We start from the raw sequence: 18,910 nt of genomic DNA, 5'->3' as shown, positions 1-18,910 counted from the left end.
GACCCTGGCCTGGGCGCAGGCCGGACACCCCGCCCCGCTGCTCTTCCGCGACGGGACGGGGCACACGCTGCGGCGGCCCGAGGGTGTCCTGCTCGGGGCGACGACCGGTGCCGTGTACGGCGAGGCCGAGACCCGGCTGCTCCCTGGTGACCTCCTTGTCCTGCACACCGACGGGCTGACCCGGCGCGGCGACCGGGGTGCGGGCCCTTCGCGCGAGGGCCTCTCCGGCCCCGTCCCGGTCAGATGTCGACGCGGGCGATGTCCAGCTCCTGGGCGCCCTGCTGGATGAACTTGCGGCGCGGCGCCACCTCGTTGCCCATCAGCAGGTTGAACACGGCCGCGGCCTCCTCGGCCTGCTCGACCCGGATCCGGCGCAGGGTACGGTGGCGCGGGTCCATGGTGGTCTCCGCCAGCTGGTCGGCGTCCATCTCGCCCAGGCCCTTGTACCGCTGCACCGGCTCCTTCCAGCCGATCTTGCGCTTCTCCAGGTCCAGCAGCGTGCGCTGGAGCTCGGCGTCGGAGTAGGTGTAGATGTAGCGGTCCTCGGGCTTGGCGCCCCGCTTGCGCCGGACGTTGGTCAGCTCGATGCGGTGCAGCGGCGGCACCGCCGCGAACACCCGGCCGGCCTCCAGCATCGGCCGCATGTAGCGGTAGATGAGCGTGAGCAGCAGGCAGCGGATGTGCGCGCCGTCCACGTCCGCGTCGGCCATGAGGATCATCCGGCCGTAGCGGGCGGCGTCGATGTCGAAGGTCCGGCCCGACCCCGCCCCGATGACCTGGAGGATCGCGGCGCACTCGGCGTTCTTGAGCATGTCGGTGACCGACGACTTCTGCACGTTGAGGATCTTGCCCCGGATCGGCAGCAGCGCCTGGAACTCCGAGTTGCGCGCGAGCTTGGCGGTGCCCAGCGCGGAGTCCCCCTCGACGATGAACAGCTCGCTGTGCTCCAGCCCCTCGCTGCGGCAGTCCACCAGCTTGGCGGGCAGCGCCGAGTTCTCCAGGGCGTTCTTGCGCCGCTGGGTCTCCCTCTGCTGGCGGGCGGCCAGGCGCGCCTTGGCGGCGCCCACGACCTTCTCCAGCACGGTGCGGGCCTTGGCCTTCTCCAGCTTCTTGGTGGAGGTGAGGAACTCGCGGAGCTCCTTGCCGACCACCTGGGAGACGATGCGGGTCGCGGCGGAGGTGCCGAGGATCTCCTTGGTCTGGCCCTCGAACTGCGGTTCGGGCAGGCGGACGGTGACGACCGCGGTGAGCCCCTCCTGCGTGTCGTCCTTGGTGACGGGGTCGTCGCTGTTCCGGAGCAGCTTGGTGGCGCGCAGCTGGTCGTTGACGACCCGCACCAGGGCGCGCTCGAAGCCGTTGATGTGGGTTCCGCCCTTGGGGGTGGCGATCACGTTGACGAAGGAGCGCACGGTGGTGTCGTAGCCGGTGCCCCAGCGCAGGGCGACGTCGACGTCGAGGCGGCGCTCGACGTCGGCGGGCACCATGTGGCCGGCGTCGTCCAGGACGGGGACGGTCTCGGTGAAGCTCCCGCTGCCCTGGATGCGCAGGACGTCGCTGATCGGGTCGTCCGGCGCCAGGAAGGTGCAGAACTCGCCGATGCCGCCGTCGAAGCGGAACTCCTCCTCGTGGGCGGGCTCACCCTCCGCGCGCTCGTCGCGCACCGAGATGGTCAGCCCCGGGACGAGGAAGGCGGTCTGGCGGGCCCGGTCCAGCAGGTTCTCGCGGGCGATCTCCGCGTCCTTGAGGAAGATCTGCATGTCCGGCCAGAACCGGATGCGGGTGCCGGTGGTCCTCTGGGCGACCTTGCGGATCTGGTCCAGGCCGGACGAGGGGGTGAACTCGGCGTCGGGCCCGGGGCCCGCGAAGCGGCCGGGGATGCCCCGGCGGAAGCTCATCGCGTGGGTGCGGCCCTGGCGGTCCACCTCCACGTCGACCCGGGCGGAGAGGGCGTTGACGACCGAGGCGCCGACGCCGTGCAGACCGCCGGAGGCGGTGTAGGAGCCGGAGCCGAACTTGCCGCCCGCGTGGAGCTTGGTCATGACCAGCTCCACGCCGGAGAGCCCGGACTTGGGCTCGAGGTCGACCGGGATGCCGCGCCCGTCGTCGCTCACCGCCACCGAGCCGTCGGCGTGGAGTGTGACGTCGATCCGGCCGCAGAAGTCACCCAGGGCCTCGTCCACGGAGTTGTCGATGATCTCCCACATGCAGTGGGTGAGGCCGCGGCTGTCGGTGGACCCGATGTACATGCCCGGGCGTTTGCGCACCGCCTCCAGACCCTCGAGGACCGACAGGTGCCGGGCTGAGTAGTCCCCCGGGTCGTGGACGGCTGCGGTCAAGGCGGTCACTCGGACATCTCCTGCGTTTCGAGGGCCATCGGGTCTGATGCGGTGCGTGCCCTTTGTACCGCGCCGCACCGACGAAAGGGGGGCCTGGCCGCGGCGCGCCGGTCGCTTTCCGTCGCACGTGGCGGGCTGGGCGGGCGCGCGCCGCCGGGGCGCCGTCCGGCGTCGTCGCCGGGAGCGCACGAGCGTGTTCCGCTGGTACAGGGGCGAAGGGAGCACGGGTCCCGCCCCGCGCGAGACTACCACCTCTGGTGGATGCGACCTGGATACTCCCCTTTTCCGGGGATGCAGGGCCCTCCCCGGGGTAGAACGAGACCGAGAGCAGACGACCGACGAGAAAGGTCCCAAAGCGTTCCTTCCAGGCACCAACCAGGCAGATTCCGCTGTCGGCGTACACGGCGGCTGGTTGGGAACGTCTGGGTCGGGTTAGATGTTGTCAGAGGTGACTAACGCCGAGTATTGAGGATGGCGAAGTGACTGGAACCCTTGCCCCCACCCAGCCGCTGACGGCTGCTGACCGTTGCGACCGCTGTGGTGCACAGGCTTACGTCCGGGTGCTGCTGAACTCCGGCGGCGAACTCCTGTTCTGCGCACACCACATGCGCAAGCACGACGACTCTCTCCGAAAGATCGCTTCGGACATCCAGGACGAGACCGACAAGCTCACCGAGAGCAAGAACTCCGCGGACGAGCGTTAGCCACACGAGCACAAGAGAAGACGGCCCGACAGCGACGGCGGCCCCGCCAGGGGCCGCCGTCCCTTTGTGTGCGGGGTCTCCTCCCCCTCAGCCCAGGACCCGGTTGTGGTAGCGGGAGACCGGGGCGAACCCGGCGCCGCCGTACAGCCGCAGGGCCGGCTCGTTGCCCTCCACCACGCACAGGTAGGCGCTCCGCGCCCCCTCGTCGTACGCCCACCGCAGCAGGTCGGCGAGGAGGCCCGTGGCCACGCCCTTCCCGCGGGCCCCGGGGTCGGTGACCATGGCGCAGATCCCGACCGACTCCCCGTCCAGGACCGCGCAGCCCCGGCCCTCCCCCGAGGCGGCGACACCGTAGGCCGTGCCGACCTGTCCGAGGATGCGCGTGACGGTGTCCGCCGTGCGCGCGTCCACGCCCGTGCGCCCGAACAGGGCGGACCATGCGGGGGTGGGACGCGCGGTGATCAGGGAGGCGCCCTCGGCGGCGGGGCGCTCGTCCAGGCCGCGGGCGAGGACGAGGGTGGGCTCCACCACCTCGTAGCCGTGCTCCGCCAGCCTGGCGTCCACGGCCTCCTCCCCCGGCCACACCTGTGCGCAGGGCCTCACCCCGTGCCCGGTGTAGTAGGCGGTGACCTCGGCGACGTCCGCGCCGGGGTCCAGGACCAGCGCGGAGTTCGCCCGCTTGGTCACCCCGTCGGCGAGGCCGAGCCTCCAGCCCCCGCGCGTCTCCACGGTGAACGCGGGCCAGTCCCGCGCCACCCTCGCCGCCCACTCGTGCATGCCCGCTCCCCGGAGTCCTCGTCGGAAGCGGACGATGCTACCGGGCGGCCCGCCGCGGCGGTCGCGCGGCCCCGAGGACACGGACCCGGCCTCCACGCCGCTCCGCGCCCGCGGCGGCGGGCCCGGCAGGACGGCGCTCCCCGTGCGGGCGCCGGTGGTCCGCCCCGGGACCGGGCGCCGCCGACCTCGCGGGCGGATCCCCGGGGGATCCGCCCGGCACCGCCGAACACGCCCTAACATGGGCGGGAACCCACTGCCCCGCCCCTTCTGGAGTCCGCACCATGCTCGTCCTGCTGCCGCCGTCCGAGGGCAAGGCCGGTTCCGGGGAGGGACCGCGCCTGGACCCGGGCTCGCTCACGCTGCCCGAGCTCGCCCCGGCCCGCGAACAGGTGCTGGCGGCGCTGACGGAACTGTGCGCGGGCCCCGAGGACGTCGCCATGGACGTGCTGGGCCTGACCGCCAACCAGGCAGACGCCCTCAAGCGCAACCTGGACGCGGCCACCGCGCCGACGCTGCGCGCCGCCGAGCTGTACACGGGTGTCCTCTACGAGCGGCTGGGACTGCCCGGCCTCCTCGACTCCCCCGCGGCCGGCCGCGTCCGCGAGCGGGTGCTGGTCTTCTCCGGCCTGTGGGGCGTCGTCGGCCCCGCCGACCGGCTTCCGCCCTACCGGCTGTCCATGGGGGTGCGGCTGCCCCCTCTGGGCGGCCTGGGCGCCCACTGGCGACGTGCGCTGGCGGGCCCCCTGGGCGGGCTCGCCGAGGGGCGGCTGCTGGTGGACTGCCGTTCGGCCGCCTACGCGGCGGCCTTCAGGCCGACCGGCGCGGCGGCCGGGCGCACCGTCGCGGTGCGCGTGCTGCGCGAGCGCGAGGTGGGCGGGACCGTCGAGCGGTCGGTGGTCAGCCACATGGCCAAGGCCACCCGGGGCGACATCGCCCGCGCGCTCCTGGTGGAGGGCGTGGACGCCGACACCCCGGAGGAGCTGGTGGCGGCCCTGCGGGACCTGGGGCACACCGCGGAGCTGGCGCCCGCGGCGCGGGCGGGGGCCCCTCGCGTCATGGACGTGGTCGTCCGCGACTGAGGCGGAAGCGTGAGGCGGGGGTGACCCACAGTCACTCCCCGCGACATAACGACTCGGTATCGCAACTTTATGCCGCACCTACAGCGCGTACGACACCATGGGCGGCGTCGGATGGATGAAGGACACACCCTGGGAGGCCGGACCCGCGCGCGGGAAGGGACGCTCCCACCGGACGCCGGAGGACACGCGGGGGTCGCCACGCCCGTGAGCCGACGCGGTGCCGGAAGCCGTTGTGCCGCCCCGCACGCGGGCGGGACGGCACAACGGTCTCGGTCCTGCTTCGGTCGGGACTACCCGGGGGACCTAGTCCAGGTAGTCGCGGAGCACCTGCGAACGCGACGGGTGACGGAGCTTCGACATCGTCTTGCTCTCGATCTGCCGGATGCGCTCACGGGTGACCCCGTAGACCTTGCCGATCTCGTCTAAAGTCTTCGGCTGGCCGTCGGTGAGCCCGAACCGCATGGAGACGACGCCGGCCTCGCGCTCGGACAGGGTGTCCAGCACCGAGTGCAGCTGCTCCTGGAGCAGGGTGAAGCTGACGGCCTCGCCCGGCTGGATCGCCTCGGAGTCCTCGATGAGGTCGCCGAACTCGCTGTCGCCGTCCTCGCCCAGCGGAGTGTGCAGGGAGATCGGCTCGCGACCGTACTTCTGCACCTCGACGACCTTCTCCGGGGTCATGTCGAGTTCCTTGGCCAGCTCCTCCGGGGTGGGCTCGCGGCCCAGGTCCTGGAGCATCTGGCGCTGGACGCGGGCCAGCTTGTTGATGACCTCGACCATGTGCACCGGGATGCGGATGGTGCGGGCCTGGTCGGCCATCGCGCGGGTGATCGCCTGGCGGATCCACCACGTGGCGTAGGTCGAGAACTTGAAGCCCTTGGTGTAGTCGAACTTCTCCACCGCGCGGATCAGGCCGAGGTTGCCCTCCTGGATCAGGTCCAGGAACAGCATGCCGCGCCCCGTGTAGCGCTTGGCGAGCGACACGACCAGCCGGAGGTTGGCCTCCAGCAGGTGCTTCTTGGCCCGGCCGCCGTCCTCGGCGATCCACTCCAGCTCGTCGCGCAGCTCGAAGGTGAGGATGTCGGCCTCGTCGGAGAGCTTCTCCTCGGCGAACAGGCCGGCCTCGATCCGCTTGGCGAGCTCGACCTCCTGCTCGGCGTTGAGGAGCGGCACCTTGCCGATCTGCTTCAGGTAGTCCTTGACCGGGTCCGCGGTGGCTCCGGCCGCGACCACCTGGGCTGCGGGGGCGTCGTCGTCATCGTCGTAGAGGACGAAGGACTCGTCCTCCTTGTCGGGCTTCTTGCTCGGCGCGCCCACGGCCTCGGGCTTGGCCGGCTTGGCGTCCTTGTCCGAGGGGTCCGGGGTGTCCGGGGTGTCCTCGACCAGCTCCAGCTCGGCGCCGGTGTGCTCGAGGTCGTCCAGGACCTCGTCGTCGTCCTCGAACTCGCCCTCCGCGGCCAGTTCGAGGTCCTTCTTGCCCGCCTTCTTGGCGGTCGCGGTCTTCTTGGCCGCCGGGCCCTTGGACGCGGTCGTCTTCTTGGCCGCCGCGGCCTTCTTGGGGGCGGTCGCCTTCTTGGCGGTCGCGGCCTTCTTGGCCGCGGGCTTGCGGGCGGCGCCGGAGGCGCCCTCCGCGGAGTCGACCACCGCGGTGACCGTCTCGGGCTGCTCGTGGGCGGCCGCGGCGCGCACGGGCTTGGCGGCCCGACTCGTCGTGGTCGTCGTGGTGGACTTGGTCGAGGTGGACCGCGTGGTCGCCGTCTTGCGCCGCGGGGCCTTGCGCCGGGAGGAGGCCGACTCGGGAACGAGTACGGTCACACCCTCCTTGGCGAGGCTGCGGAGCACGGACTGCGCCTGCGACATCGGAATTTCGGCCTCTTCGAAGGCACGGCGCACGTCCTCGGGCTCAAGAAAGCCCTGGGACCGCCCACGCTCGATCAGCTGCTGAATGACGGGCTCTTGCAGTGACTCGGACTGCTTCGAGCGAGTCGAACTGGCAGATGACACAAACACCTCTCGAACGGACGTGTGGCGAGATTGTCGGACCCGGTGGTCCGCCCGGTCGGGACCGGGCACGACACCCTCTCCCACCTGCGGCCTGGGATCGTCCCCACTGGGGCGGGGAAGCCGTTTGTCTTTCAAGCGTATGCGCTCCCGGAGGTCATCCCCCTGGGGGATCACCGCCGCGTCGCGGGGCGGAACGGCTTCTTCACTGTAGGCAAGGCAATGGACTTGTTCGTACGGTCTACCGCTCCGACACGGGATCGATCACCGGAAGCTGAACGGCGAGCAGAGTGACGTCGTCGTCCTGCTCATACCCATCGAGCATGCTCTCAACAAGGTACTCCAGCATCTGCTGTGGATCGCCCACCACCTCCGGAGGAGCCGACGCCGCCACGCTGACGAGCTCGTCGAGTCCGGAGTCGACGGACCGTTTGCGGTTCTCAACCAGTCCATCGGAGTACAGGGCGACGGTGTTACCGGGTTGCACGAAGAATTTGTGGTGACCTCGTGGCGAGCTGATCCCGAGTGGTGTGTCGGGTTCGGTGTCGAGCAGTGAAGGCCCGGCACTGCCGGCCACGACCAGCGGCGGGAGGTGTCCCGCGTTGCTGAGGTCGAGCTGGCCGGTGACGGGGTCGAGGACGAAGTAGACCAGTGTGGTGACCTGGTCCATACCCTCCGTCGCGGTGAACATGCGGTCGAGTCCGGTCAGGACGTCGGCGGGCTCCGGCATGGAGAACGCCAGTGCCCGCAACGCGTTCCGGATGCGACTCATTCCCGCCGCGGCCGGGATCCCCTTGCCCATGACGTCGCCGAGCACCCCGGCCACGCGTCCGTCGGGCAACGGGAAGGCGTCGTACCAGTCGCCCCCGACCTGCACGTTCTGGGAGCCGGACCGGTAGTAGGCGGCGAGCCGGAGGCCCCGGATCGCCGGCAGCTCCTCCGGCAGCAGGCTGCGCTGGAGCTCCTCCGCGGTGCTGTGCTCCTGCTCGTAGAGGGTGGCGCGGCCGATCGCGAGCGCGCACTGGCCCGCCAGGGCCTCCAGGAACACGCGCTCCTCGTCGGTGACCTCGCGCGGCGTGGAGAAGGCGAAGCGCAGCGCCCCGATGGGCCGTCCGGCGACCATCATCGGCAGCGCCACCCAGGCGCGCTCGGATGTGGACCGGACGAGTTCGGCGGCCATGGGCGCGTCGTCGAGCAGCGCGGCGAGCTCGGCCGGGTTGGCGGCCAGGCGGGGCTGGCCGTCGGCGACCGCACGGGCGGCGACGTCCGGGTGGTCCAGGGGGAACGCGGGCCTGGGCAGGGGGTGGGCCTGCGCGGCGGCGATCGTGCGGAGGCGCAGGCGGTCGCGGTCGAGCAGGACCACGCAGGTGTGGTCGGCGCCCACTCCGGAGCGGCCGATCTCCGACATGGCGTTGACGACCTCGTCGGCGGTGAGCGCCTCGGCGAGGTCGGAGGTGGCCTTCTGGAGGCGTGCGGTCCGCATGGCCGCCTCGCTGAGCTGCTGGTTGAGACGCTGGCGCAGCTCGTCCGCCTCGCGCTCGGTGGTGATGTCGACGAGGGTGCCGACCCATTCGGCCGTCTCGGCGCCGTCCATGATCGGGTTGGCGCGCGCACGGTAGTGGCTGTAGGCGCCGGAGCGGGTACGCACCCGGAACATGGCGTCGAAGGGCGTGATGTCGAGGACGGCGTCGTCCCAGGCGCGTTCGACGCGGGGGCGGTCGTCGGGGTGGAGCGCGTCGAGCCAGCCGCGGCCGAGGTAGCGGTCGAGGTCCTGGCCGGTGACGGCCCTCCACTGGGGGCAGTCCTCGTGGACGTCGCCGCCGGAGCCGGCGGCCCAGACGATCTGGTTGCCCGCCTGGAGCAGGGCCCGCAGCCGCTGCTCGTCCCGGCGGGTGGTGCCGCCGTCGTGCGCGGCGATGAGGGCGACGTGCTCGTCCCCGGTGCCGGGGTCGGTGACGGGGAACCAGGTCAGGTCCCAGACCTGCCCGGAGGGCGTGCGGTGGCGGTCGCGGATCGCGTGCCCGCTCTCGCGGACGCCGGCCAGCGAGGCGCGGTGGCTGGCGGCGGCGACCCGGTCGCCGCTCTCCTCCAGGAGGTCGTCGGGCGTCCGGCCGAGGCATTCGGCGGGGGTCCGTCCGAGGAGGACGGCGAGCCGCTGGTTGACCGTGCCGAAGACGTCGTCGGGGCCGAGGAGGGCGAATCCGATCGGGGAGTCGGTGAGAAGGGATTTCACCGCGTCGGGGAGTTGCGCCCTGCTGAGCCGGGGCGGGGGAATGGACGTCTCGGCGCTCAACTGCTCGACACCTCCGGAACCGTCGGATTCCCCACCCGTTTTTCGCTGGGGCTTCTGCCTTGGCCGCGTGGCCTCCGTCGACCGCGCGGGCCGTCCACGGGGTGGAACCGGAGGGTGCGGCGCCGAGGGGGATCGGAGGCTCCGCGGCTCCCGGGAGTCACGCTCCATGACCCCTCTCGGCCGCTGTCACGGCTCAAGCATAAGACACACCCGCCCGCGCGCAACGGCCCTCGCGCCGACGGCCGCCCGTGGCGGCGAGAAGGTAAATGCTAGGTCACCGGGCGGTCCGGACACGGTGGACCGGCGGTTTTCCCGGCGTGTTTTCCCGCAATTACCGGCAATGGGTGTTGGATGTCGGTTTGATCTCGAAACCCCGAAACGCGAATGTCATCCGTCCGATTGATCCCTTTCACCACCTTGACCTGGGAGAACTGCGGGTCCCGGGTAAACGGTGCGTCCATGTTTTTTTATCGACCGCGTGCCGTAGGAGGGGTTGACAGTACGTCCAGAACAAGTGGAATGGGTGGAGGTCACCGTCCAGGCCATCTCCAGCTAGGGGTGTGAGCACGCATGCTCCCGACCTTCCCTGTCCAGGATCTCAGACAGATCTCGGCACGGCTCCACGACGAGTTCGGCGGTCTGTCCCACCGCTGTGTCGAGCGCCGGGTCCGCGACACCTGGCAGTGCTTCGAGCACCTGGGCATCACGGTCACGCCCCACCTGGTCGAGCGGGTCGCCCGGGAGCACCTGCGGGCGATGGTGAACTCCGTGCCGCCCTCCCAGGCCGTCCGGCAGGCGCCGCTCAGGACCGGGGCCACGCTCCTCTCCGGACACCGCACCGCCCCCCGGCCCCGCTGAACCCCTCCCCGGCCCGGACCCCGGGCGCCGCGCCCCGGGGGATGCGGCGCCCCGCCCGCGTCCGGCCGCGGAGGGGCCCGCCGCCGGATCGCGCGGACGGGGAGCCCCACGCCCGGGGCTGTCATACGCTCGGACGGTGCCCTCCCCTACACCTCCCACGCCCACAGGTCCGGAACCGGTGCCCGGCGCCGTCTTCGACGAGATGCTGCGCGCCTCCCGGGCCATGCTCGCCATGCGCCATCCCCTCGACGCCGAACTGGCGTTCAGCGAACTGCTCGGCAGCTGGTGGGGCGAGCGGATGCCGGGCGTGGACGTCGGACGGCTGCTCGGGGAGGGCCTGATCGCGCACGCCACCGCCTCCGGCAAGCCGGCCGGCCTCGGCGTCCTGGCGGCGGTCGCCGCGCTGGGCACGTCCTCCGAGCAGCGCGAGCTCGCCGGGCAGGGCGTGATCGCCCTCCAGGAGCGCGGTCTCCAGGTACCCGGCTGGGCGTCCCAGCTGGGCGCGGTCACCCCGGTGGCCGCCTATGTCAACAGCGACCAGTTCGGCGACACCGACGACGTGGTGTGCGTGTTCAGCCGCGACGGGGACCGCGCCCCCGACGCCGGGCCGCCCCCTGCCGAGCACGCGCTGATCCTGGTCCTGGACCACAACGGCGGCGGCGTCCTCCGCGACGCCTGGGTCACCACCAAGGTCGACCGGCTGCTCGACCGCTGCCGCGAGCGGGCCGACGCGGACGAGTTCGCCCGGTTCTCCCAGGTCGAGCTCACGGAGGCGCGGGCCCTGCTGACCCGGGCCCTGGAGCGCACCGAGCGCATGGTGGCGGGGGCGTCGACCGACCGGTCCTCGGGACCGACCGTCGAGCCGATCGGCCTGACCGTCTCCGATCTGACCGGGGGCTCGCTGGCCTCCCACTTCGCCCTGGCCAGCGCACGGGTGCGCACGCTGCCCGGCCCGCACTCCGGGGCCGGCGCCCCGCAGGCCCCCGTGTGGCGGCGCGACCGGCGCGCCGTGCTGGCCGCCCGTTTCCTGGCCTCGGACGAGGCGGCCGAGCTCTCCGACTCGTACGCGGCGAGCCGCTGCGCCGACCACATCATCGCGCACGGCTGCGACGTCGACAGCGGCCGCCCGACGCGGATCAGCCCGCGCAAGGTGGAGTCCTTCCTCCTGCACTGGCTGCCCGGCCGCGTGGTGCTGCTGCCGGAGGAGCAGGAGGCCATGCCGCACGTGCTGGCCGCGTGGGTGCGCTGGGCGGGCGCCCGGGGCGGGCTTCCGGACGTGGCCGTGGGTGCCACCCTGGACGCGGTGTGGGAGTCCACCGCGGAGTTCGCCCGGGTCTACCGCGACCCCGCGCGCCCGCTGGGGCTGCGCCAGGAGGCGGTGCGCCGGCTGCTGCCGGACGGCGACTTCGCTTCGCTGGCCCGGCGGATGTTCGCGTTCCCCCTGCTGGCGAGCGAGATGGTGACCTGGGCCCCGGAGGAGTTCGACCCGGACACCCCGCACGGCCGCCGGGCGCTGCTGCGGCTGGACCACTACGGCGAGTACGAGGCGGCCACGCCGCACAGCGGCCGCCACTCCAGCGGCCGGGACCGGTGGTACCGGCCGGTCACCGGCGACGACCCCGAACGGGAGAGGGAGCTGGACCGCCACGAGCGCCTGGCCCGGCGGCTGTGGCACGGGAGGCCCGCGAACCTGTGGGCCGCGGCCCGGCGGATGCTGGACCGCGGTGTGGCCCGCCCCGCGGTGCTGGCCGCCCTGGGCGAGGTCCTGGACACGGCGACCTGTGAGAGCGACCTGCGCCGTCGACTGGACTCCCTGTAGGGCGGCCCTCCCGCGCCGTCCGGACGCGGCCCCCGGAGGGCGCTACCGGAGCATGCGCTCCCGGAGCAGGTCCACGGTGCCGCCGGACAGCTCCAGGCCGTCCACGACGTAGTTGTCGAAGGAGCCGTACACCTCGTCGATGTGGCGGAACGAGGTGTCCAGGTACTCGGCCCGGACCCGGGTCATCGGCACGACCTCCTCCCAGGGCAGGCCGCTGTTCTCGGCCAGCAGCCGCATCCACTTGTCGGTGTTCGCCTGGCGGTCGTTGCTGGCCAGGTAGTCGGTGACCACCGTCTCGCGGTCCACCCCCAGCAGGCCGAGCAGCAGTGCGGCGCCCCAGCCCGTGCGGTCCTTGCCCGCGCTGCAGTGGAAGACGAGGGCGGTCGGGCCCTTGGCCGCCCGTTCGACCAGGTCGCGGTAGCCGGTGAGCGCCTCGGCGTCGGTGACCAGCTCGCGGTAGACGCCGTGCATGAAGCGCTCGGCGGCGCCGTCGGCGAACATGCGCCGGGCGACCTCGGGATCGGTGAGCGCGGCGGAGAAGTTGGCGCCCGCCGCCTCCGGGTTCTGCACGGACACGGCGGTGTACGCGGCGCCCTCGGGCGTGATGTCGGGCAGGCTCTCCCGCTCGTGGGGGGTGCGCAGGTCCACGAGCTGCCGGATGCCCAGGCCGTTGTAGACCGCCACCTCCTCCTCGGAGACCGAGTGGAGGGCGTCGGAGCGGTACAGCAGGCCGTGGCGCACCGTACGCCCGGTCGCGGTGCGGAGCCCGCCCAGGTCGCGGAAGTTGGGGACACTGGAGAGGATGAAACCGTCATTCGTCACGTCCGCGACGATACCCACCCGCCCCGGCGTCCCGTCGGCCCGTGCCCGGCTTGCCGGGCGGGGTCACTCCCCGCCGCGCATGGCGGTGATCTCCTCCCCCGCCTCCTTGACGTCCTTGGCGGTGTCCACGCCGCGCCAGAACCCGTCGATCCGGTACGCGGTCAGGCGCCCCTCCGCGGCCAGCTCGGGGAAGGTCGAGGACTCGTGGTCGCCCTTCTCCGGCAGCAGCGGCGTGATGCCCGGCTCGAACAGGTACACGCCGGCGTTGATCCACACCGGCAGCAGCGGGCTCTGGGTGAACCCCTCGATCCGGTCCTGGTCGTCCACGTCCACGATGCCCCAGGTCGTGCGGAACTGGGCCAGGGCGAGGGTGGCCAGGCCGTCCTTGGCCCGGTGGTGGGCGGCCAGCTCGTCCAGCGGGAACCACGTGAGCACGTCGCCGTTGAGCGCGAAGTAGGCGGCGTCCTGGTCGCGCAGGCCGGTCGCGGCGTAGCGCAGGGCGCCGCCGCGCCCCAGCGGCTCGTCCTCGACCAGGAGCGTCACCTCCGGCCCGCCCGGGCGTGCGGCGAGGTGCTCGCGCAGGACCTCGGCCTTGTATCCGCAGGACACCACGACCTGCTCGACGCCGTGGCCGGCCAGCCACTCCAGCTGGTAGTCGATGATGGGCCGTCCGGCCACCTCCACCATCGCCTTGGGGCGGGTGTCGGTGTAGGGCCGCAGCCGGGTGGCCTGCCCACCGGCGAGGATGAGCGCCTGGGTGACGGGGGACGCGGAGGATGAGGGTGCAGCGGTCATGCGTCGGACACTAGCACCACGCCTCCGGGCGCCCCGGAGCGCCCGGAGGCCGTCTCCACGGGCCGACCGGACACGTCGCCGGCGGGGCGCGGGGGACCCGGCCCGGAGGCCGGGCGGCGGGCCGGAGGGGTTCACCGGCCTGCCGCCCGGCGGGGAGGCGTCGCGGCGGAAGGGGCGGGGCCCGAACCCTCCCGGCCGCCGCCGGGGCGCGGTCCGCGGGTGCTCCCGGCGGGCCCGGCGCCCGCGCCGGACGGCGCGGGCCCGGAACGGTCCGCGGAGCACGGCCTACGTCTGCTGGGTGGCCTCGGCGTAGGCCTTGCGGACGTCCGCGCTCGTGACGAGGGTGAGCTCGACGGCCGTGGCGTCCTCTCCCCTCTCCTGGGACACCCGCAGGTCGCGGTGGGAGCACGCCTTCTCGAACAGGGAGCGCGCGAAGCGCCCGTTGCCCAGGTCGTCGATCCACCCGGCCCCGCACACGTGCCCGAAGATGCTGCGCAGGTCCTCGCGGGCGGTGTCGTCGAAGGTGTCGCCCGTGCGGGCCGCCACCGCCTCGGCGATCTCGGTGAGCTCGTCCGCGCTGTAGGAGGGGAAGCGCACCCGCACGTTGAAACGGGAGGAGAGGCCGGCGTTGGAGGCCAGGAAGCGCTCCATCTCGGCCGGGTAGCCGGCGAGCACCACCACGAGCCGCGAGCGGTCGTCCTCGGCGCGCTTGAGCAGGGTCTGGATGGCCTCGGCCCCGAACGCGTCCCCGCCGCTGTAGCCGGGGTTGACGAGGGAGTACGCCTCGTCCACGAACAGCACCCCTCCCAGGGCGCGGTCCACCAGACGGTTGGTCTTGACGGCGGTCGCCCCCAGGTGCTCGCCGACCAGGTCCGCCCGCTGGGCCTCGACCACGTCGGCGCGCCCGAGCAGGCCGAGGGCGGAGAACACCCGGCCGAGCACCCGGGCGACCGTGGTCTTGCCCGTGCCGGGCGGCCCCGAGAACACGAAGTGCCGCATGGGCGCCTGGTTGAGCAGGCCCTGCTCCTCGCGGAGCTTGGCCACCCTCAGCTGGGCCACGATGGAGCGGACCTGCTGCTTGACCGGTTCCAGCCCGATCATGGCGTCCAGTTCGGCCAGTGCCTCGTCGATCCCGGGAGCGGCCCCGAACCCCGGCAGGCGTGAGGTCAGCTCGGCATGGGCCGCCTCGACGTCGGCGGCGCGGACCGTGATGAGGTCCTCCGCCTCGGGGCGCGGCGCGGGCGTGTCCCCGTCCACCCCGGTGGTGACCACGCGCACGTCGCGGGCCTGGGCGGCCTTCTCCACCACGGAGCGGGCGAAGCGGCCGTTGCCCAGGTCGTCGACCACCTCCCGCTGGACCACCTGGTCGAATCTTCGCCTGAGGGCGCGCGCCGCGTCGGCCTCGAGGGTGTCGCCGCGCTGGTGGACGAGGGACTCGGCGATGCGGAACAGCTCGTCGGCGGAGTAGCTGGGAAAGCTGATCCGGGTGGCGAAGCGCGAGGCCAGGCCGGGGTTGGAGGCCAGGAAGGCGTCCATCTCCTTCTCGTACCCGGCGAGGACCACGACGAGCTGGTCGCGGTCGTCCTCCGCCCTCTTGAGCAGGGTCTGCACCGCCTCGTTGCCGAACCGGTCCGACTGACCGTCCCCTTCGTTGACCAGCGAGTACGCCTCGTCGATGAACAGGACTCCGCCGAGGGAGCGGTCGATGAGCTCGTTGGTCTTGATGGCGGTGGCGCCCAGGTACTCCCCCACCAGGTCGGCGCGCTGGGCCTCGACCACCCGGGAGGTGGGCAGCAGGCCGAAGGAGTGGAAGATCGTGGCCAGGGTGCGGGCGACGCTGGTCTTGCCCGTGCCGGGCGGCCCGGAGAAGACCAGGTGGCGCAGCGGGCGCTCGACGGGGAACCCGGCGTCCGCGCGCAGCCGGGCCGCCTCGATGGAGGCCGCGATGCCGCGCACCTGCTGTTTGACCGGGTCGAGGCCGATCATGTCCTCCAGCTCGGCCAGGGCCTGGTCGACGGGGACCGGTTCGTCGTCGGGGGCGCCGCCCCCGGTCGGCCGGGCCGTGCCGGCGCCGGCGTCCGAGCGGCCGCGCAGCGGCTGCGGACGGCCCCTGCGCTCCGGTCCGTCGGCCCGGCGGGGGCGGTCGGAGCGGGACACGGGCATGGACGAGGCCGCCTCCCGCCGGTTGGCCTCGCTCTCCCGGGTGATCTGGCGGGAGGCGGAGAGGCGCCAGAGCAGGCACGCGCCCGCGGCGGCGTACAGCGCGACGACGCCCCAGGACGCGGAGAAGGGGTCGACGACCATCCCCGCCAGAGCCACCGAGAACCCGGCGATCAGCCCCGCGGTGAGGGAGAGCAGGGCGGTGTGCCAGACGGGGAACTCCCTGGCCCGCCCGGCGGCGAGCACGACGAGCAGCGGCAGCGGCAGCACGAGCAGGGTGACGGGTTCGCCGGTGAGGGGGATCTGGAAGAGGGGCACGGTCACCGCCAGCCACACGACGCACACCAGGACGGTGACGAAGGAGTCGAGGGAGCGCATGAGCGCGGCGAACGCCATCAGCAGGACGAGGGTCGTGCCGACCGCCCCCGGGACGGCGAAGCCGGTGACCAGGGCGGTGACGGCGACGACCGTGACGAGGACCAGCGCCGCCACGAGCCTCCTGGGGAGGGGCACGCCGTGGTAGAGCGCGCGCATGCGGTCGAGCCCCGAGGCGCGGTCCGGCTCCGCGGCGGCGGTGGAGCGCATCTCGCGCGTCATCCGTGCCCCTTCCTGCGTGGGGGTCCGTGGGCGGTCGGCTCTCCTGGCCGTGGAGGGAGGGGCCGGTCGGCGTCGGGGGGACCGACGTCCACAGCCAAAGCCTTGCCCCAAGTGGGGCGGATGTCCAGTGCGGGGCGGCGTGTCGTGTGCGGCGGGCCGGGCCCGCGGACCCTCGCCGCGGAGTGGTTCCGCCCGGTCTGGCGGTCTCAGAGGAGGGGGATCTGTCCCCCCGGGGCGGGGCGGAGCCGGCGCAGGTGCTTCCATCGGGGCAGGTCGTCCAGGTAGGCCCAGCTCATGCGGTGGTGGGGGGTGGGCCCGGACTCGGCGAGCGCGGCCCGGTGCACGGGCGAGGGGTACCCGGCGGCCCTCTCGAACCCGTACCCGGGGTGGTCGGCGGCGAGTTCCGCCATGAGGTCGTCGCGGCAGACCTTGGCCAGGATCGCGGCGGCGGCGACGCTGACGCAGGTGAGGTCGCCCTTGACCTGGGTGCGGACTCTCCAGGGGCGGCCGATGAAGTCGTGGACGCCGTCGAGGACGACGGCGTCCGGGCGCGGCGCGAGGGCGTCCAGGGCCCGGCGGGAGGCCCGGTGGAGGGCCTCGGTCATGCCGCACTCGTCGATCTCCTCGGGCGCGGACCATCCGAAGGCGTGGTCGGCGACCCAGGGCCGGAGCTGCTCGGCGAGCTCCCGGCGGCGTTTGGGGGTGAGGCGCTTGGAGTCGGTCAGCCCGGCGGGCGGTTCCCCCTCGCCCGGGACGGCGGCGCAGACGAGGAGGGGCCCGGCCCAGGCGCCCCGGCCCACCTCGTCCACACCGGCGACCACCCGCGCCCCGAGCGAGCGGAGCTCGTTCTCGACGTCGAACGTGGGGGCGGCGGGCGGCGTGGCTGTCCTGGAAGTCGTCGGCACCCTCCCAGCCTAGGACGGGAGGGGACCCCCTCGTGCCCGTTCCCGGGAGGGGGCGGACAGCGGCAGGGCGGCCGTCGGCGCGGCGGCGCCCGCGGAGGGCACGGGGCCCCGCGGGCCGTCGGGAGCTCCCGGGGGCGGGCCGCCGGCGGCGCCGCGTCCTCCCCGGGCGCCTCCCCACCGTGCGAACCGGCGCTCCTGCGCCGACCGGCGCTCCACCCTCGTGCGCGGGCACGGGGCGGGGCGGTGCCGGGGCGATCGGCTCCGTGGCCGGAGCGGCCCGGTCCGCCTCCGGCGTTCTTTGCACGACTCGCCGTACGTCACAACGAGTCATGAGTGATTACTTTAGGTAGTTTCCGCTTGTGAGGACTGCCGTACCGGGTCGCCCGGGAGGAATGGACATGCAGCGCGCCAAGCCGTACCCCCGGCCGCGGATCCCCCGAGGACGCCTCTACGACGTCGTCGCCGCCCTCACCCGGGTGGGGGTGGGAGGGATGTTCGCCGAGTACGGCCTCGCGCTGCGGGGGCGGGAGGAGGCGGTGGCCGAGCACCTGTCCGCCTCGGGGATGCCCGGGGTGTCCTTCGGCGCGCAGATCGTCCCCGCGCTCCTCGTCTCCCTCTCACTCGCCTTCGCCGTGGGTCTGCTCACATGGCTCACCGGCCCGGTGCTCGCCGGGGCGGCGGTGCTCGGCACCCTCACGGCGGGCTCCCCCGACCTGTCCCCGTTCTCCTCATGGGCCACGACGTCCCTGGTCACAGCGGTGTGCCTGCTGATGGCCGTCAGCGCCGGCCGGTGGTCCTGGGACTATCTCGTCCTGGCTCCGAAGGCGGTCGGGAGGCGCCGGGGACACGACCGCAAACACCCGGTAACACCGAGGAAATCCACCGCCGATTCCCCGCGCCGCCCCGAACACGCGCCGCCACTGCTCTATCCTGTGGGACAGGCCGCGCTACGACGGCCGTATCGCCTGTGACGCGGCCCCGCCCGGCCCCTCTCCATCGTGCCGCGGGCTCGCGTCTCCACACGGATTCGGTGGGGGAGAACGCCATGTCCGCCGCAGCTCCCGGCCCGACCCCTGACGGGTCCGTGGCCAAACTGATCGAGATCGCCGGCAAGCCGACGCTCGGCCAGCGCATGATCAGCTGGGCCTCGCGCCCGCCCGGCCGGCTCTACATCCCCGCCTGCGGAGTGGTCGGCCTCCTCCTGCTGTTCGAGGACAGCGTCCCGGCCGGGCACCTGCCGACGTTCCTCGTCGGCCTGGTCGGCGGGCTCCTGCTCGCAGGGATGGGCGCCCTGCGCCTGGGGATCGCCCTGGCCGTCGCCCGGCCGATGATCCGCCACTACTGGCTCCGCTGGATCTCCGCGCCCCTGATCGCCGCGGCGGCGATCGGCGTCTCCGCGGCCGACCTCCCGCTCCAGGCGCGGATCCAGGCGTCCTCCGAGGACCTGCTGGCCCTGCGGCAGGAGGCGGAGGATCCCACCACCATCCCCCTCAACGGCGAGCAGGTGGGCCTGTACTCGCTGCGCAGCATCTCGGTCTCCGAGGACATCACGCACTTCGCGGTCGAGGGCTCGGGGCTCTTCGGCCCCTCCGGCCTGGCCTACAGCACGGGCGAGGTGCCCGAGGGGGTCTTCGTCCCCGGGCAGGGGTCGAAGATCTACGAGCACGTCTCCGGCGACTGGTACGTGTGGGTCGACCACTGACCCGCTCCATCCGCACCCGCGGCGCCCCGGCGCCCCCGGCTCCCGGGGGCCCGGGGCGCCGGCGT

15 protein-coding genes are annotated in these 18,910 nt (G+C 73.1%); 7 read left to right on the top strand and 8 right to left on the bottom strand.

From position 1 onward, the window contains the following. Window positions 1–4: 4 nt before the first annotated feature. Window positions 5–289, top strand: coding sequence for a SpoIIE family protein phosphatase (locus ACWGL3_RS22240; RefSeq protein WP_452461742.1), 285 nt, complete (start codon window positions 5–7; stop codon window positions 287–289). On the opposite strand, the gene ACWGL3_RS22235 is transcribed toward ACWGL3_RS22240, so the two are convergent. Continuing rightward, the gene (locus ACWGL3_RS22235; RefSeq protein WP_355014281.1) at window positions 240–2,345 is read right to left on the bottom strand and encodes a DNA gyrase/topoisomerase IV subunit B; all 2,106 of its coding nucleotides are present in this window, start codon (window positions 2,343–2,345) and stop codon (window positions 240–242) included. The two genes, ACWGL3_RS22240 and ACWGL3_RS22235, sit on opposite strands and share 50 nt — an antisense overlap. Before the next feature lie 470 nt (window positions 2,346–2,815). On the opposite strand from ACWGL3_RS22235, the gene ACWGL3_RS22230 reads away from it, so the two are divergent. Beyond that, window positions 2,816–3,040 (top strand): DUF7455 domain-containing protein, encoded by a 225-nt coding sequence (locus ACWGL3_RS22230; protein WP_267948676.1) that lies wholly within the window; start codon window positions 2,816–2,818, stop codon window positions 3,038–3,040. Between the two features lie 87 nt (window positions 3,041–3,127). On the opposite strand, the gene ACWGL3_RS22225 is transcribed toward ACWGL3_RS22230, so the two are convergent. Further along, window positions 3,128–3,817, bottom strand: coding sequence for a GNAT family N-acetyltransferase (locus ACWGL3_RS22225; protein ID WP_355014282.1), 690 nt, complete (start codon window positions 3,815–3,817; stop codon window positions 3,128–3,130). 281 nt (window positions 3,818–4,098) lie between these two features. Here ACWGL3_RS22225 and yaaA point away from each other — a divergent pair, with 281 nt between their 5' ends. Continuing rightward, complete coding sequence (gene yaaA, locus ACWGL3_RS22220) at window positions 4,099–4,896, top strand: peroxide stress protein YaaA (RefSeq protein WP_267948674.1); 798 nt, start codon at window positions 4,099–4,101, stop codon at window positions 4,894–4,896. Between the two features lie 303 nt (window positions 4,897–5,199). Here the strand turns inward: yaaA and ACWGL3_RS22215 are convergent, their stop codons facing one another. Together ACWGL3_RS22215 and ACWGL3_RS22210 are read right to left on the bottom strand one after the other, a co-directional pair. Continuing rightward, on the bottom strand, window positions 5,200–6,897 hold the full coding sequence (locus ACWGL3_RS22215) for an RNA polymerase sigma factor (protein WP_330161666.1): 1,698 nt from the start codon (window positions 6,895–6,897) through the stop codon (window positions 5,200–5,202). A gap of 238 nt (window positions 6,898–7,135) precedes the next feature. Then, on the bottom strand, window positions 7,136–9,187 hold the full coding sequence (locus ACWGL3_RS22210) for a SpoIIE family protein phosphatase (protein ID WP_267948672.1): 2,052 nt from the start codon (window positions 9,185–9,187) through the stop codon (window positions 7,136–7,138). A 570-nt stretch (window positions 9,188–9,757) separates the two neighbouring features. On the opposite strand from ACWGL3_RS22210, the gene ACWGL3_RS22205 reads away from it, so the two are divergent. Together ACWGL3_RS22205 and ACWGL3_RS22200 are read left to right on the top strand one after the other, a co-directional pair. Continuing rightward, window positions 9,758–10,045: a three-helix bundle dimerization domain-containing protein gene (locus tag ACWGL3_RS22205; protein ID WP_267948671.1), complete on the top strand. Its 288-nt coding sequence runs from the start codon at window positions 9,758–9,760 to the stop codon at window positions 10,043–10,045. A gap of 202 nt (window positions 10,046–10,247) precedes the next feature. Next, window positions 10,248–11,864 carry a hypothetical protein gene (locus ACWGL3_RS22200; RefSeq protein ID WP_267950287.1) on the top strand — a complete coding sequence of 539 codons (1,617 nt, stop codon included), beginning with the start codon at window positions 10,248–10,250 and terminating at the stop codon, window positions 11,862–11,864. A 42-nt stretch (window positions 11,865–11,906) separates the two neighbouring features. Here the strand turns inward: ACWGL3_RS22200 and ACWGL3_RS22195 are convergent, their stop codons facing one another. From ACWGL3_RS22195 to ACWGL3_RS22180, 4 genes are all read right to left on the bottom strand, one after another. Then, window positions 11,907–12,704, bottom strand: a complete 798-nt coding sequence (locus ACWGL3_RS22195; RefSeq protein ID WP_355014284.1) for a tyrosine-protein phosphatase — start codon at window positions 12,702–12,704, stop codon at window positions 11,907–11,909. 45 nt (window positions 12,705–12,749) lie between these two features. Continuing rightward, a complete protein-coding gene (locus ACWGL3_RS22190) occupies window positions 12,750–13,481 on the bottom strand; it encodes a nucleotidyltransferase family protein (protein WP_452461741.1) in 732 nt (243 codons plus the stop codon). 285 nt (window positions 13,482–13,766) lie between these two features. Continuing rightward, window positions 13,767–16,238: an AAA family ATPase gene (locus tag ACWGL3_RS22185; RefSeq protein WP_267948668.1), complete on the bottom strand. Its 2,472-nt coding sequence runs from the start codon at window positions 16,236–16,238 to the stop codon at window positions 13,767–13,769. Between the two features lie 206 nt (window positions 16,239–16,444). Further along, a complete protein-coding gene (locus tag ACWGL3_RS22180; RefSeq protein WP_452461740.1) occupies window positions 16,445–17,143 on the bottom strand; it encodes a ribonuclease HII in 699 nt (232 codons plus the stop codon). A gap of 398 nt (window positions 17,144–17,541) precedes the next feature. On the opposite strand from ACWGL3_RS22180, the gene ACWGL3_RS22175 reads away from it, so the two are divergent. Together ACWGL3_RS22175 and ACWGL3_RS22170 are read left to right on the top strand one after the other, a co-directional pair. Continuing rightward, window positions 17,542–18,114: a DoxX family protein gene (locus ACWGL3_RS22175; RefSeq protein WP_267948666.1), complete on the top strand. Its 573-nt coding sequence runs from the start codon at window positions 17,542–17,544 to the stop codon at window positions 18,112–18,114. Between the two features lie 74 nt (window positions 18,115–18,188). Then, the gene (locus tag ACWGL3_RS22170; RefSeq protein ID WP_267948665.1) at window positions 18,189–18,845 is read left to right on the top strand and encodes a hypothetical protein; all 657 of its coding nucleotides are present in this window, start codon (window positions 18,189–18,191) and stop codon (window positions 18,843–18,845) included. The last annotated feature ends 65 nt before the right edge of the window (window positions 18,846–18,910 follow it).

Source organism: Nocardiopsis sp. NPDC055824, assembly GCF_053616335.1.
Note: the sequence above shows the minus strand (reverse complement) of the source record. Positions and strands in the feature narration are given on the sequence as shown.

Coding starts and splice junctions, on each gene's coding strand:
- ACWGL3_RS22225 (WP_355014282.1), bottom strand. CDS start 3,817: ATGCACGAGTGGGCGGCGAGGGTGGCGCGGGACTGGCCCGCGTTCACC.
- yaaA (WP_267948674.1), top strand. CDS start 4,099: ATGCTCGTCCTGCTGCCGCCGTCCGAGGGCAAGGCCGGTTCCGGGGAG.
- ACWGL3_RS22205 (WP_267948671.1), top strand. CDS start 9,758: ATGCTCCCGACCTTCCCTGTCCAGGATCTCAGACAGATCTCGGCACGG.
- ACWGL3_RS22200 (WP_267950287.1), top strand. CDS start 10,248: ATGCTGCGCGCCTCCCGGGCCATGCTCGCCATGCGCCATCCCCTCGAC.
- ACWGL3_RS22190 (WP_452461741.1), bottom strand. CDS start 13,481: ATGACCGCTGCACCCTCATCCTCCGCGTCCCCCGTCACCCAGGCGCTC.
- ACWGL3_RS22185 (WP_267948668.1), bottom strand. CDS start 16,238: ATGACGCGCGAGATGCGCTCCACCGCCGCCGCGGAGCCGGACCGCGCC.
- ACWGL3_RS22175 (WP_267948666.1), top strand. CDS start 17,542: ATGCAGCGCGCCAAGCCGTACCCCCGGCCGCGGATCCCCCGAGGACGC.
- ACWGL3_RS22170 (WP_267948665.1), top strand. CDS start 18,189: ATGTCCGCCGCAGCTCCCGGCCCGACCCCTGACGGGTCCGTGGCCAAA.